This is a genomic window from Dysgonomonas sp. Marseille-P4677, assembly GCF_016652235.1.
In the GTDB taxonomy this organism is placed as follows: domain Bacteria; phylum Bacteroidota; class Bacteroidia; order Bacteroidales; family Dysgonomonadaceae; genus Dysgonomonas.
Window position 1 is genome coordinate 40,409 of sequence record NZ_JAEPKU010000013.1, and the last position, 15,542, is coordinate 55,950.

At 36.3% G+C, this 15,542-nt stretch carries 12 protein-coding genes, 1 tRNA gene and 1 riboswitch; of the genes, 6 read left to right on the forward strand and 7 right to left on the reverse strand.

Features of this window, described 5'->3' with window-relative positions; all coding sequences use genetic code 11:
• Window positions 1–41: 41 nt before the first annotated feature.
• Window positions 42–2,162, reverse strand: a complete 2,121-nt coding sequence (locus tag JGH11_RS04690) for a S46 family peptidase (protein ID WP_201110413.1) — start codon at window positions 2,160–2,162, stop codon at window positions 42–44.
• 31 nt (window positions 2,163–2,193) lie between these two features.
• Window positions 2,194–3,708: an oligosaccharide flippase family protein gene (locus tag JGH11_RS04695; protein ID WP_201110414.1), complete on the reverse strand. Its 1,515-nt coding sequence runs from the start codon at window positions 3,706–3,708 to the stop codon at window positions 2,194–2,196.
• A gap of 256 nt (window positions 3,709–3,964) precedes the next feature.
• Here JGH11_RS04695 and JGH11_RS04700 point away from each other — a divergent pair, with 256 nt between their 5' ends.
• Together JGH11_RS04700 and hemW are read left to right on the forward strand one after the other, a co-directional pair.
• Window positions 3,965–5,773, forward strand: a complete 1,809-nt coding sequence (locus tag JGH11_RS04700; RefSeq protein WP_201110415.1) for a long-chain fatty acid--CoA ligase — start codon at window positions 3,965–3,967, stop codon at window positions 5,771–5,773.
• Between the two features lie 32 nt (window positions 5,774–5,805).
• Entirely contained in the window at window positions 5,806–6,936 is a 1,131-nt protein-coding gene (gene hemW / locus JGH11_RS04705; protein ID WP_201110416.1) for a radical SAM family heme chaperone HemW, read from the forward strand.
• 76 nt (window positions 6,937–7,012) lie between these two features.
• On the opposite strand, the gene JGH11_RS04710 is transcribed toward hemW, so the two are convergent.
• The 3 genes from JGH11_RS04710 to JGH11_RS04720 form a co-directional block, all read right to left on the reverse strand.
• Window positions 7,013–7,570 carry a 30S ribosomal protein S16 gene (locus tag JGH11_RS04710; RefSeq protein WP_201110417.1) on the reverse strand — a complete coding sequence of 186 codons (558 nt, stop codon included), beginning with the start codon at window positions 7,568–7,570 and terminating at the stop codon, window positions 7,013–7,015.
• 177 nt (window positions 7,571–7,747) lie between these two features.
• The gene (rpsT, locus tag JGH11_RS04715; protein WP_201110418.1) at window positions 7,748–8,002 is read right to left on the reverse strand and encodes a 30S ribosomal protein S20; all 255 of its coding nucleotides are present in this window, start codon (window positions 8,000–8,002) and stop codon (window positions 7,748–7,750) included.
• 45 nt (window positions 8,003–8,047) lie between these two features.
• Window positions 8,048–8,119, reverse strand: a tRNA-Glu gene (locus JGH11_RS04720).
• A 359-nt stretch (window positions 8,120–8,478) separates the two neighbouring features.
• On the opposite strand from JGH11_RS04720, the gene JGH11_RS04725 reads away from it, so the two are divergent.
• The gene (locus JGH11_RS04725; protein WP_201110419.1) at window positions 8,479–10,170 is read left to right on the forward strand and encodes a M23 family metallopeptidase; all 1,692 of its coding nucleotides are present in this window, start codon (window positions 8,479–8,481) and stop codon (window positions 10,168–10,170) included.
• A gap of 9 nt (window positions 10,171–10,179) precedes the next feature.
• Here JGH11_RS04725 and JGH11_RS04730 read toward each other — a convergent pair whose 3' ends face one another.
• The gene (locus JGH11_RS04730) at window positions 10,180–11,634 is read right to left on the reverse strand and encodes an NAD(P)H-hydrate dehydratase (RefSeq protein ID WP_201110420.1); all 1,455 of its coding nucleotides are present in this window, start codon (window positions 11,632–11,634) and stop codon (window positions 10,180–10,182) included.
• Between the two features lie 39 nt (window positions 11,635–11,673).
• Window positions 11,674–12,336, reverse strand: coding sequence for a B3/4 domain-containing protein (locus JGH11_RS04735; RefSeq protein WP_201110421.1), 663 nt, complete (start codon window positions 12,334–12,336; stop codon window positions 11,674–11,676).
• 97 nt (window positions 12,337–12,433) lie between these two features.
• Window positions 12,434–12,653, forward strand: a riboswitch (cobalamin riboswitch).
• Window positions 12,654–12,790: 137 nt separating this feature from the next.
• Here JGH11_RS04735 and JGH11_RS04740 point away from each other — a divergent pair.
• The 3 genes from JGH11_RS04740 to JGH11_RS04750 form a co-directional block, all read left to right on the forward strand.
• A complete protein-coding gene (locus JGH11_RS04740; RefSeq protein ID WP_201110422.1) occupies window positions 12,791–14,299 on the forward strand; it encodes a cobyric acid synthase in 1,509 nt (502 codons plus the stop codon).
• A complete protein-coding gene (locus tag JGH11_RS04745; protein WP_201110423.1) occupies window positions 14,296–15,300 on the forward strand; it encodes an aminotransferase class I/II-fold pyridoxal phosphate-dependent enzyme in 1,005 nt (334 codons plus the stop codon). Before JGH11_RS04740 ends, JGH11_RS04745 begins: the two co-directional genes overlap by 4 nt.
• On the forward strand, window positions 15,291–15,542 hold a 252-nt coding region (locus JGH11_RS04750; RefSeq protein WP_201110424.1), incomplete at its 3' end, for a cobalamin biosynthesis protein. The genes JGH11_RS04745 and JGH11_RS04750, both read left to right, overlap by 10 nt.

The following is a 15,542-nucleotide window of genomic DNA, read 5'->3' on the forward strand; positions in this document are numbered from 1 at the left end:
CTCATAGCTCTGCTTCTTATGATAATCCTAAGCTTTCAGACTTATTTGATTATTTTCAATTCTTCTATAAGTCGTGGACATTTCATCACTTTATCTATTGTGTATAGTACATAGCGGATATCTACGCTAATAGTACGTTGTACCTCCGGTTCGAAAACGATGTCACCGCTTAAGGCTTCCCAGTTTCCGTCAAAAGCCAAGCCTATAAGCTGCGCTTTACCATTAAATACAGGGCTACCCGAGTTTCCTCCTGTAATGTCGTTGTTGGATAGGAAGTTCACATGCATTTTACCATCTGTATCTGCATATTGTCCAAAATCACCACCTTTCAGATCGTTTAGGATATATTGCTGTACGGCAAATTCAGGATCATTGGGGTTTTCTTTTTCCAATACACCTTTCGATGTAGAATAATAGTCGTATGTGACAGCGTCTGCCGGTTTATAACCTCCAATAGAGCCATAGCTCAGACGTTGGGTGAAATTTGCGTCAGGAGAGAATGTTTTATCCGGTTCCATTTCCATTAGCCCTGCCATAAATAAGCGCTCGCCTTTATCTATCTGAGTGTAATATTCTCCGGCTTCTTTTTGTAGTAATTTAAGGCAAGGTTCCAATGCTTTAGAAAGTTCTATTGCTGGGTCTTTGTCCACGTCTTTTGCTTTTCCATTAGAAATAAGGGCAACTACACCATCAAGAGTGGTAAGCTTAGTGTTCTTAAAGAACCAGTCTGCATATTTATCGTAGTCACCTTTAAATTTCTTATTGATTGTTTCATATATTGCAGGTCGGTATTCAGCAGGAACACGTTCTGCATAAAGCTTTAATAATACAGGCATTACTTTACGATCCAGAGACGGTTCGTAATCCTTATAAGCATTTGTCATGCGAGCTCTCAATTCTTCCGCTTTATCCGCCTCATCCATTTTGTTTACGAACAATGCGGTGTTAGCAAAGCGAACCATTTCTATTCCATTGTAAAATGTTTCGAACAAATAGGTTTGAATCTCACTTGTTCTCATTGTAGATGTGTATCCTTCTTTTAGCATAGGAAGCACCTCTCCATATTTTGCAGACTTGCCGGAAGCTGAAATCCATTCGCCAAATTTGGTTTCCAGATCTTCTTTATTCTTTATTACTCCTAACTTTGCAATAGCTTCGTTCATACCCATTGCGTTTTTCCAATAGTTAGAACTTCCTGCATATTTAGAAGCATATTTAATACGTACAGCATCGCTGGCATTCATTGCTTTTTTCCATATCTCTTGTTTGGCTCCACGAACCTCTATACGAGGTTTGTGTTGTGATTCTACCATTTGATTGATTCCCCAAGAAGACATATAACGTTCTGTACTACCCGGATAACCAATAGTCATTGCATAGTCTTTATCCTTAAATCCTTGTACAGATACAGGCACTGAGTATTTAGGTGAGTAAGGAACATTGTCAGGACTATAATTTGCAGCTTTATTATCTTTGTTGGCATACACACGGAATACAGAGAAATCGCCTGTGTGTCTTGGCCACATCCAGTTGTCAGTCTCCCCTCCGAATTTACCAATCGAAGATGGTGGGGTAAAAACTAATCTTACGTCTTTGAATACTTCGTATACAACCAAATAATACTTGTTGTGAGAGTAGAAAGGGACAACCTCGGCACGAATAAATTCATTTATCTTACTTTTTTCTATGCAAATGTTTGATAATGAATCTATTTTTTGATCACGTGTACTTTCGTCATCGTCGGGTGATAATGTAGATGTTACAAAGTCTGTCACATCTTCTGTTTTTTGCAAGAATGAAACGGTAAGTCCTTCTGCCGGCAATTCTTCACTAAAAGATTGACTAACGAATCCATCCTTCAGGTAATCGTGTTCTACAGAACTTAACTTTTGAATATCACCGTATCCGCAATGGTGATTGGTAAAAATAAGCCCTTTCTCAGAAACAGCGACACCGGTACATCCACGTCCAAAAATAACGACTGCATCTTTTAACGAAGGATTGGTTTCACTATATATACTATCGGTAGGGAATGAAAAGCCCAACTCTTGCATTCGGGCAAAACTTTGTTTGTTTAATTCTTTCAGTAGCCACATGCCTTCGTCGGCTTTGATAAGTAATGCCGAAAGCAATAACACTGAAAATAAAAATATTTTTCTCATTAGTTTTTATAATTATATATTGATTAATTAATTATTTAGCGTTTTTATGTTTAAAGTATCTGTTTATAAAAGGAATCTCGCTTAAAGGCAAATCTCTTTTTATGACGATTGCTGTAAATGCAATGAGGAATAAAGTACGATACCCTAAACGTAGGACTTCATTGTCAATAGTAGGGTACATGGCCGTAATATAAAATACTATAGCCAATATAAAATATAGGAATATATTTTTTACATCATATTTGATAGGAAAATATTTCTGTCCTATCGAATAAGATATCAATACAAGGATAAGATTACAGATAAAAGTAGCCCAAGCACTGGCTATATATCCATAGATAGGAACAAGAATGATATTCATTGCTACTTGGATAATACATCCTAATATTGAAAAATAAGCTCCATATTTTGTTTTGTCTGTCAGTTTATACCATACAGATAGATTAAAGTAAACCCCAAATAGAATTTCTCCCATCATGGCAATAGGTACAATGACTATTCCCACAGTATAATTTTCACTGATAATATATTTTATAATGTCAAGATAAAACATTACCCCAAGGAAGACAAGCAAAGCAAATATTATGAAAAACTTCATTGCATCGGCATAAGCCTTTGTATTACCATCGTTCTTGTTCTTGCTGAAAAAGAAAGGTTCATAAGCGTATCTGAATGCTTGTGTAAACATGGTAATGATAACCGTTATTTTTATACAAGCCGAATAGATTCCTAATTGGTTGAATGCCTCTTCTTTACTGTCGAAAAGAAACGGATAAGTCAATTGGGCTACTGCCTGATTGATAACTCCGGCCAATCCCAATATTAATAGGGGAAATGAATATTTTAATATACGACGTAATAAAGCTGGATCGAACTGAAATTTTAGATTTTTCATTGTATTCGGTATCAGCATAATAAGTACAGCCAATGTCGAAATCAAATTAGCAAGGAATATGTAACCGATGCCGATATCCTGATGATAGAATTTATTTAATATAAAATCAGGATAACTTTTACTTAACCATGGACATACAACAAGGAAAAGTACATTGAAAAGTATATTAAAGAATATAAATGCTAATTTGAGGGTTGCAAATCGTATAGGCCTTTTTTGATATCTCAGGTAAGCGAAGGGGATTACCATAAAGGCATCTAAGGCGACTACTATAGCCATGATCATTATATGTTCTCTATGATCGGTGTATTGCATCCATTCCGATATGGGGCCGATAAAAGAAAAACAAAAAAGAATAAATAAAAGGGATGTTGTACCTAATGATATAAGCGATGTAGAATAGACCTTGTCCGAATTTTCATCTTGTTTATTCATAAAACGGAAAAAGCTGGTTTCCATACCATAGGTTAATAGGACGAAAAATAAAGCCGTGAAACCTAAGATGTAGTTGACTTGTCCGTATTCTGAGGGATTCGTAAAAATATATACATGAAGTGGTACTAAACAATAATTAAGAAGTCGCCCGACAATACTACTCAATCCGTAGATTGCAGTATCTTTTGCCAAACTTTTCATTCCGCTTCCCGCCATAGATAAAAATTTAGCTACAAAAATAGTAAAATAAGTTAGGAGTTTTTGTCTATGTGTTATAACTTTTTGTTTCGTTCTGTAAAGCGAATTGTCATATTGTAATTAATTATTGTGTTTTGTAAGAATCTTATATCAGGAGCTTATTGGTTGTTTGGATAATAGCTGTCTGTGCAATTATAAAAAGTGTCTGTAGATAACGTTTTTTTCATATTTAAAACTAACTTTGCAACAGTAAATAAATCAAAAAGAAACCTCCATGAATTATTATCATCTGTCTATTTTAGTACATCGTCAGGCCACCAGGTATGGTAGAAAAACAGCTCTGAAGTATAGAAATCCATATGAGAAAAAATGGAAAAGTATATCTTGGAAAAAGTTTTCTGAAAATGTAATGAAAACAGCCTGGGCTATGGCTGAAATTGGAGTTGAGGAAGGCGATAAAATTGCAGTTTATTCGCAAAATATGCCACCATATTTATTTACTGATTTTGCCTCATATGCCAATCGTTGTGTATCTGTTCCTATCTATGCAACATCATCGCCTACGCAGGTGGAATATATTGTGAATGATGCCAATGTGAAATTACTTTTTGCCGGGGAACAATTTCAATATAATAATGCGTTTAAGGTACAGCAGAACTCCTCTGTTCTTAAACGGATCATTGTTTTTGACAAAAATGTAAAGTTACATGCTGAAGATAAGACATCCCTCTACTTCGAGGATTTTATGGCTTCGGGTGAAAACTCCAATGCAGAGGTAGCAGTTCGCGTGCGTATGAAGTCAAGACAAGATGATGATATTGCATGTATAATCTACACATCGGGAACAACAGGTGAACCTAAAGGAGTTGTAATACCTCATTCATGCTTCCTGCAAGTATTTAAGATTCATGATATTCGTCTGACAATGACTTCGAATAAGGATGTGTCGATGAATTTCCTTCCTTTGGCTCATATTTTCGAGAGAGCTTGGACTTGTTATGCGATCCATAAGGGGATGACCATTGCTATTAATCAGGACGCAAAAGAAATTCAGAAATCGATAAAACAAGTGAAGCCTACAATTATGTGTAGTGTTCCTCGTTTTTGGGAAAAGGTATATGCAGGTGTAGATGAAAAGATTTCAGAATCTACCGGAATAATGAAGTGGTTATACACTCATTCTATCAAGACGGGGAAGAAATATAATCTTGACTACAAAAACAAAGGTATCCGTGCTCCATTTGGAACAAGAGTAAAATTCTTTTTATATAATAATACTGTCTTTCGTATTCTCAAGATGGTGATAGGTATTGAGAAAGGAAATATTTTCCCTTGTGCCGGAGCTCCGTTGTCTGATTCTATTATTGAGTTTCTGCATTCTGTAAATATTCCTATTGTTATAGGATATGGACTCACCGAAACTACTGCTACAGTTAGTTTTTATCCCGAAAAGGGCTATGTTATAGAATCTATTGGTACTCTTATGCCGGAAGTAGATGTGAAAATCGATTCGCAGAATAACGAAATTCTGGTGAAAGGAAAAACTGTAATGCGCGAATATTATAACAAGCCCGAAGAAACAGCAAAAAGCTTTACCGAAGATGGCTATTTTCGTACTGGTGATGCAGGGCGCTTGGAAGGTAATGTCTTGTATATAACAGAACGTATTAAAGATCTTTTCAAGACAGCTAATGGTAAATATATAGCTCCTCAGGCAATCGAAACAAAGGTTGGAGAAGATAAGTTTATTGACATGATTGCAGTTATTGCCGATGAACGTAAATTTGTGAGTGCTCTTATTGTTCCCGATTATAAAGCTCTTGAAGAATATGCTATTTCTCAAAATATCAGCTACAATGAAATTGAGGACTTATTCTCGAATGTAGATATTCTGCGGATGCTTGACGGACGTATCGAATTGCTGCAGGCAACTTTTGCTCCTTACGAGAAGATTAAGAAATATAGACTTCTATCCGAACCATTTACTATGGAAGGTGGTGAGTTGACCAACACGCTGAAAATTAAGCGTAAATTTGTTGCTGAAAAATATAAGAATCTTATTGATAAGATGTATCAGGAATAAGTAAACTAAGTATTTAGTGATACTTTAAAATAATGGCAGGTATATATATACATGTTCCTTTCTGTAAGACAAGGTGTATTTACTGTGATTTCTACACACGTACCGATATGTCACCGAAGCTTAATTATGTTGCTTCTGTATGTAAAGAAATCGAACTACGAAAAAATTATATTTCGGATGAAACAGTTGACACAATCTATTTTGGAGGAGGAACACCTTCTCAACTTTCCTTCGAAGACTTTTATCGTATATTCGAAACTATTTTAAAGAATTTCGATGTATCGCCTAATGCGGAAATAACGATGGAAGCAAATCCCGATGATTTGGATATTCGATATTTAGAAGCATTGAAGAATCTTCCTTTCAATCGTTTAAGTATGGGGGTGCAAAGCTTTGATGATAATGAATTGAGATTCCTGAAACGGAGGCATTCATCAGAAAAGGCGATAGAAGGAGTAAATGCTTGTAAGGCATTGGGCTATGATAATATTAGCATCGATCTTATGTATGGTCTCCCCAATCAGACAATGGATATTTGGAACAAGAATCTAGATAAAGCTATATCTCTTGATATACAACACATTTCGTCCTATCACCTGATATATGAACAAGGAACCCGTTTGTATCGTTTGTTCAAACTCGGGGATGTAAAAGCAGTTGATGAAGAATTGAGTGTTGAGATGTTTTCTGTAATGATAGATAAGTTAACTTCAGCCGGATTCGAACATTATGAGATATCCAATTTTGCAAAGGATAGGCTTTATTCGAAGCATAATAGCTCATATTGGTTGGGTGAAAAATATCTTGGTTTAGGGCCGGCGGCACATTCTTTTGATGGACAGGATCGAGCTTGGAATATTCCTTCTATATCTAAATATATAGTAAAGATAGGAGAGGGGAAACTTCCTTTAGAGATTGAAAATTTGGATAAGAATACTCGTTACAATGATTTTATTCTTACAGGGATGCGTACAATGTGGGGAGTAAACTTGTTAGAATTGGAAAGACTATTTGGGGTGGCTTTAAGGGATTATTGTCTGAAAAATGTACAAAAGTATATTGAGGAAGGCTTTGTGTGTAGAAATAAAGAAATATTGACGTTGACGCGAGGTGGCATTTTTATATCGGATGGAATAATGAGTGATTTGATGTGGGTAGACTGACCTGATTATCTTATTAAAATAAAAAAAGCTCCAAACTAATGTTTGGAGCTTTTTGCTGTGATATTTTTCAATAATCTTATTCAGCACTTTTCTCTTCAGCCGGAGCTTCTTCTGTAGCTACTGCTTCAGCCGGAGCAGCCTCTTCGGCAGCGGCTTCAGCTTTAGCTGCGTTTTCTTCAGCTTTTTTCTGAGCTACTGCTTCAGCTTTAGCTTTGTTAGCTGCAACTTCTGCTTCTAAACGAGCTTTTGCTTCAGCTTTAGCCTTTGTTTCGTTTTTGTTGATGATAGCTTGAGTGCCTTTTTCTTTGTCTGCTTTCCATGCTTCGAATTTAGCATTAGCGTCAGCTTCAGTAAATGCGCCTTTAGCAACACCACCTAGAAGGTGTTTCTTCATTAAAACGCCTTGTTCAGAAAGGATGTTACGAGTAGTGTCAGTAGGTTGAGCACCAACTTGTAACCAGTACAAAGCCCTGTCGAAATTTATAGTTATTGTAGCAGGATTTGTGTTCGGGTTATATGAACCAACCTTTTCAATAAATTTTCCATCACGTGGAGCTCTGCTATCTGCAATGACGATATGATAAAAAGGATAACCTTTCCTTCCTCGTCTTTGTAAACGGATCTTTGTAGCCATTTTTCTTTCTTGTTAATTATTAATTAATACATAATTGTTATTAGCGGGTGCAAAGATATGAATAAGTTTTTGTTTTATAACAATATATCTTGTATTTGTTCCTTTGTTTCGCAAAAAAAAGCTAAACTCCCATGGAATTTAGCTTCGTCTTTATGTCGACAGTCTTAATTTAGTGTTTTAAGCTAGGTTTTTTACGTGAGCAGCTAATTTCGATTTTAAGTTACCCGCTTTGTTTTTATGGATAACATTCTTTTTAGCTAATTTGTCAAGCATAGAACAAACCGAAGGGTATTGTGCTTGTGCTTCAGCCTTATCAGTTAAGGCACGGAACTTTCTAACTGCATTACGAGTTGTTCTTGCCACGTATCTGTTTCTCAAGCGTCTTACTTCTGCTTGTCTGATTCTTTTTTCTGCTGATTTATGATTTGCCATCTTGACTAATCCTTATTTTTTTATAATTATATTTTGTTTTTTTTGTAGCCCATAGGGGAGTCGAACCCCTCTTTCAAGAATGAAAATCTTGCGTCCTAACCGATAGACGAATGGGCCATCCTGTGGAGTTTTCCGTGTTTTCACATCTCGTTTCTCCTTCGATTGCGGATGCAAAGGTAATTCAATTTTGTTTACATGCAAATAAATGACCATCTTTTTTTTAATTTTATTTTCAGTTTTTTACTATATCATTGATTTACAGGTTTGTTTATTTTGAAAAAAATACTGGCTTTATGACTGTGTTTTTAGTCTTATATTGAAATAATGAAAAACAGATTCCAGCCTGAAAAAAGAGTATTTATATTTTCCATCATTATAAAGATTGCTTCCTCTGGATATGACACTAATATTCTACCTTGTATTACTCGTCTAAATACTCTATTTTTGCATAGCTTTAAACCGAACGAAATAATCAGATGAAGAAATTTTTTACATTTTTATTTTCTCTATTTACAATTACTTTAGTTGCTCAAATAACATATCGTTCTCCTCTCGATATTCCACTTATTCTCAGTGCAAATTTTGGAGAGCTTCGACCAAATCATTTTCATTCGGGCATTGACTTTAAAACACAAGGGGGCATAAATAAGCCTGTGTATGCCATCGCCGATGGATATATTTCGCGAATATCTGTTTCTCCGTCAGGTTATGGGCTAGCTATATATATAAATCATGCGAATGGGCAAACCAGTGTATATGGGCATTTAGAGAAATTTGTTCCTGCAATTACTGAATATGTGAAAGAGAGACAATATGAAAAGGAATCTTATCCGATAGATATAACATTAGATGCTTCGGTATTTCCATTAAAGAAAGGTGATTTGTTCGCATATAGTGGTAATACCGGGTCTTCGGGAGGGCCTCATGTACACTTCGAAATAAGAAACACCGAGAATCAGATAGCTCTTGATGCTCTTGAATATTATAAAGATAAAATAGATGACAATCTTTCTCCTATAGTAAAAGGTATAGCTGTATATCCCGTTGAAGGAGAAGGGGCTGTAAATGGAGGTAGTGAACCATATCGGCAGACTGTAGGCGGAGCAACGACTGCAAAGAGAAAAGGAGCAAAAGCGATAGCAGATTCTATTTTTGTATGGGGTAAAATAGGTATTGGCATCCATTCCATCGACCGAATGACGGGAACTAATAATATATATGGCGTAAAGGCTGTGCGTCTGTTTTGTAATGATAAAGAAATATTCTTCTCGGATATAGTTTCTGTCGATTTTGGCAATACGAGGATGATTAATAGTATGATCGACTTTGATTATTGGTATAAGAAGAAAGTTTTCTATATGAAATCTTTTATTGAACCAGGAAACAGGTTGCAGTTCTATAAAACTATAGATAACGGATATATTAATATCAACGAGGGAAAAGCATATAAGCTGAAATACGAACTTACCGATTTGTATGGTAACATTTCCACGTATACTTTTTATGTATATGGGAAAAAACAGGATGTTTCTCAGGTGAGGGAATGTACTCAACTAATGGCTTGGGATCGGGATAATTATTACGAAGGTAACATGTTCTCTATATCTATACCCAAAGAATCTTTGTATAATAATCTTTGTTTTAACCTAAAACGTACATTAACTAAGGATTATATGTCTGCTATATATGAAGTTGGAGATGAACATATACCTTTGGATAAGCCTTGTGATATTACTATAAAAATGACCAAAGATACACTTGTCAATAAAGCTCAATATGGCATAGTTCGTATCAATGGTGCTCGCGAATCGTGGATTGGAGGCAAATACAATAATGGTGCAATAACTGCTCGTGTTCGCGAATTAGGGAGTGCTTATGCTGTTGCTATCGATACTAAAGCACCAGTAATTACTCCGGTTCTTCCTGCAAAATGGGTGGCAAAAGGTGAAATGAAAATACGTGTTTCTGATAATAAGAGTGGAATCTCATCTTATCGCGGAACAATAGATGGAGACTTTGTTCTGTTCGAACACGATGTAAAGTCACCTGTATATACTTATAAATTCGATTCTAGACGATTGAAAAGAGGTCAGAATCATAAATTAATATTTACCGCTGCAGATGCTTGCGGCAATGAAAGTAGATATGAATATGAGTTTAAATATTAAATTATAGGTTTATAACTCATCTATCAAATCTTTACTGTTCATTTCTTCCATACCATATTTTTGAGATCCTTTGTCTCCTGCCTTTCCATGCATATACACACCGAGTATAGCTGCATGTTCGCTGCTATACCCTCGGGCAAGTAGTCCTGTAATATATCCTGTAAGCACATCGCCGCTACCGCCTTTGGCCATTCCGCTATTTCCTGTCGAATTGAAGTAGCAATTACCGTCAGGCAGGCAGATCATAGTATGCGCTCCTTTAACAATTACAATTGATTTTAGATTGGCGGCCAGCACTCTTACGCTCTCTATTTTTTCTTTTTCATCAGCCCATTCGCCGATCAACCGTTTAAGTTCACCTAAATGAGGCGTGAGAATGGAACCTGCCGGAATTCTTTGCCGCAATTTATAATGGTCTGCTATTATATTTAAGGCATCTGCATCAATAACCATCGGTTTATGAGTTGTGTTGAACAGATGCTTTAAAGCCTCTATAGTTTGATGCGCCTGCCCCAATCCACTACCTATACCAATGGAAGAATATTTGGAGATGTTGACGGGAACATTTGCGAAAAATGGTTCTTCGTCCAAACTTAGTATAGCAGAAGGATAGACTATATTTAAGGCATACCTTTCTTCGGCCGGAATATGCGTAGTGACTAATCCGCATCCTGATCGTAAAGCAGCTCCTGTGGCTAAGACGGCGGCTCCTGCCATTCCTCGCGAACCACAGATCAGCAATGCATGTCCATATGTTCCTTTATGTGCAAATTTATCCCGTTTCAATCTTATACCTTCGATGATGTCATCAGTTATATAGTGGTAATACGATTCGGTATTGTTCATATACTCTTTACTAAGTCCTATTGGTAATACATTGATTTCGCCACAGTATTCTCCTGCTTGGGGAAGCAGCATCGCTAACTTAGGAAATTCGAGGGTGAGTGTAATGTCGGCTTTGATGATTTTTTTGTTTTTATTTCCGAATTCACTAATCATACCTGATGGTAAATCGATAGATATTATCCTATTAGATAGCGAATTTACTTTTTCAATAATGGACAGTAGTGGCTCTCTGAGTTCACCATTTACTCCTGTACCCAATAACGAATCTATGAGAATAGTATAATATTTTATATTGTCCAGTTCGGTTTGAATAATATCTATAGGTAACCGGTCTAAATTATATTTGCATTCTTCGGTTAGATATTCTTTCTCAAAAGCCAAATATATGGAGCAGTTATAGCCGGAATGATATAATATACGAGCAACTGCCAATCCATCCCCACCATTATTTCCTTTACCTATAAGAAATAAAAGAGGAGATCGATTATCGATATTACTGCATATCCATTGAGCTATACTGTTGGAGGCCCTCTCCATCAGATCTATAGAATTGATCGGTTCGTTTTCGATCGTATATCGATCTGCATTTTTAATTTGTTTACCTGTAAATATTTTCATAATGATAATATTTAATTAATTGATACCAGATATTTCTTTTTAAAAATAAGTAACAAGCCCACCGTCAGAATCCGTAAATTCTTTTAATAAGGATTGCATGTATTCAGCTGTTTCTTGTAAACCTTCCTTTCCGCTGTATCCATTTATGATAGCTAGAAAATTACTTGTAGAAAGTTCTATTTTTGTTCGTTCATGATCACTTGTAGGTGTTCCTATTCCCCCAATAGCATCGCGATAGACGGGGAGCCCTTCTATGTTTAGTATACCTCGGCCTATACCTTCGTAGGGTTCGTTTATCATTCCGATACCTAAAGTTAGTGTGTTCCCTTCTATTTTATCAGCGTCGAATCCACCGATAGAATACCCTGTTCGGATAGAAGTCAGATTGATTAGATCTACTAATGTGTCTATTTGGTATAAAGGTAATTCTCTTAGTATTCGACGACAAAGAGCTTCGGATGAAGGACGGTAGCGATTGGGGTCTTTTCCGAATTTCTTATAAGCTGTACGTGTAGCAGCTATAGCATGATTCTTTTTTATATCTTCTATCTGATGGTTGGCCCTGTATTCAGAGGAAGATTTGGTTATTAGTTTCCATAAATTTTCATTATGAGAACTGTTCTTTACTTGAGCAAAAATAGCTGCACCGGCAAAGTCAGGGCATAACTTTCTTATTTCGTCAGATACATTTATTGTTAACATTATATATAAATCTATATTCAATAATCTCAAAGGTACGATTTTTAAGAATCGGAGAGAATCTCTATAGATAGATTTCTGTTTACCCCAATAAAAATTTTATCTTTGTATCTGTTTTGGTGATGCAAACAGATATCCGTCTTTTGCATAAAAGGGAATCCGGTCAGAATCCGGAACAGTGCCCGCTACTGTGGTCTTTTTATATTTTGAACATTACTCTTGCCACTGTTTATATTATACAGTTAACTGATAATCGGAAACGGGAAGGTGTTCAAAAAACGAAGCTAGTCAGGAAACCTGCCGAACAAAGCACTATTGATCATTATTTCCGGGGTCAGAAATATGATTTTAAGTAACGAGAGATGTTAAACGATACATTTTATCGCTATAAAAAGTAATAACAATTACACTTGCAAAGTAATAAATAGGTCTTTGACCTTAAAATTATAATTGGAAAATGTCTCAACAAGAGCAAGAATCAAATACACTTTGTCCTATCATGTTTGCAGGAACAGGTAGTGATGTTGGTAAAAGTATCATTACATCGGCGTTCTGTCGTATCTTCTTACAGGATGGGTATCATCCCGCACCGTTTAAGGCACAAAACATGGCTTTAAATTCATACGCGACTCCTGAAGGATTAGAAATAGGTCGTGCGCAAGCTGTTCAGGCTGAGGCTGCTGGCGTTTCATGCCATACAGATATGAATCCTTTGTTGTTAAAACCTACTACAGACAAGATTTGTCAGGTTGTGCTTAATGGCCGGCCTGTCGGCAATCAGCATGCTTATGAGTACTTCAGAGTAGAAGGTCGTGAAGAGCTTCGTAAGGAAGTTAACGAGGCGTTCGATAGATTGGAAAAAAGATATAACCCTATTGTGATGGAAGGGGCAGGCAGTATATCCGAAATAAACTTGAGGGCTGTTGATCTGGTAAATATGCCGATGGCTATTCATGCAAAGGCCAATGTTATACTGGTTGCCGATATCGATAGAGGGGGTGTTTTTGCCTCTGTTTATGGCTCTGTAATGTTATTGACAGAAGAGGAAAAGAAATACCTGAAAGGTATACTCATTAATAAGTTCAGAGGTGATATTCGACTTTTCGAATCGGGCATTAAAACGATCGAGGAACTTTGCGGTATTCCTGTTATCGGAGTTGTTCCCTACTATAAAGATATTTATATAGAAGAGGAAGACTCGGTTATGCTTCAAACAAAGAATTTGCAGGCAACATATGGTAAAGTAAATGTAGTAGTAGTTTTATTACGTCATTTATCTAATTTTACTGATTTCAACGTTTTGGAACGTGACCCACGTGTACATCTTTACTATACAAATAATACGGATGAAATTGAAAAAGCAGATATAGTCCTTATTCCCGGCAGTAAAAGCACATTGTCTGATTTATATGAGCTGCGCCGTAATGGAGTAGCACAAAGTATTGCCAAGGCGCATAAGAATGGTGCTACTATAGTAGGTATTTGTGGCGGCTTCCAGATTATGGGACAAGAAGTTTGTGATCCTAATCATGTGGAAAGCAATCTCGATCGTCTTCCGGGGCTAGGCTTATTGCCGGTTACAACGCAAATGGAAGGCGAAAAAGTAACGCGTCAGGTCAGGTTTTCTTTTTTAGGATCAGAGACCGTTTGCGAAGGATATGAGATTCACATGGGAGCAACTGTGCCTGTGGGTGGCGCGAAAGATTCTCCTCTAAACAAGCTTGATGATGGACGAGATGATGGATACTTCTTAAATGATAAATGCTTTGGTACATATATTCATGGTATTTTAGATAACGAAGTAGTTATAGATTATCTGTTAGCTCCATATGCCGACAAGCTCTCGGATACGCCTTTCGATTTCAACGCTTTCAAAGAAGAACAATATAATAAACTGGCCGATCATGTCCGTAAATATGTGGATATGGATTTGGTCTATAAAATAATGGGAGAGTCTGCACAATGATATTAGGACACGGAGATGATATATATAGTCACAATAAGCCGATTGTAAGTAATTTCAGTTCGAATATTTATAGTCGTCAGAATCTTTCGGATTTGCAGCAATATCTTTGTTCCCATATCGATGCAATACATTCTTATCCTGAGCCTGACGCATCTTCGTTGTTGAAGTTATTGGCTCAAAAGCATAGTGTAGGTACAGAAAATATATCTGTAACCAATGGAGCGACAGAAGCAATATATCTGATAGCTCAAGCTTTTCAAAACTCTGTTTCATCCATTATATCTCCAACTTTTAGTGAATATGGCGATGCTTCCTGCGTAAATAATCATAAGGTGCAGTATGTAAGATGTTTGCAGGAAGTAGATCCGTATGCAAATCTGGTCTGGATTTGCAATCCTAATAATCCGACTGGTACAGTTACATCTAAAGATTTGTTGAAGGAATATATAGTAAGCCATCCATTACAGTATATAGTTATAGATCAATCTTATGAACATTTTACAACGAAAGATTTATTTTCAGTAGAGGAAGCATCCGGATATAAGAATGTACTACTGTTACACTCCATGACAAAGCATTATGCCATACCGGGCCTTCGCTTAGGATATATTACGGCACATACAGAGACATTGAGGATGATTTCAAAATATCGTATGCCTTGGTCTGTAAATGGACTAGCAATAGAAGCCGGTAGATTTTTATTGGAAAAAGAAGATGCGACAATAGATCTCAATAATTATTTGATAGAAACAAAGCGTTTGCAAAATGAATTGAACAGGATAGATGGCATCATTGTTTTACCATCCGATACCCATTTCTTTTTATGTAAATTAGAAAACAAAAAAGCATCGGATTTGAAAAAATATCTAATAGATGACTATGGCATTCTTATTCGTGATGCAGCTAATTTTAATGGATTGAATGAACATTATTTTCGTATTGCTACGCAATCTAAAGAGGAGAATAATCTATTAGTGAAAGGGATAAAAGGATGGATATAAGTTGTTTATATATTCTGTTACCTTTGTTCCTGGGTTGGTTAGCCGATCAGCTTATCGGTGACCCTTCGTGGCTACCACATCCAATTGTGGCGATGGGCAAGGTTATTGCCTGGGGAGAAAAGATGTTGAATAGAGGAAAAGACAGATTGTTGAAAGGCGGATTGTTTTCTATTGTACTTATTTTATCAAGTTTCTTCTTAGTTTACTTTATTGAGAAAGGTTTAAATGCAATACATCCATTT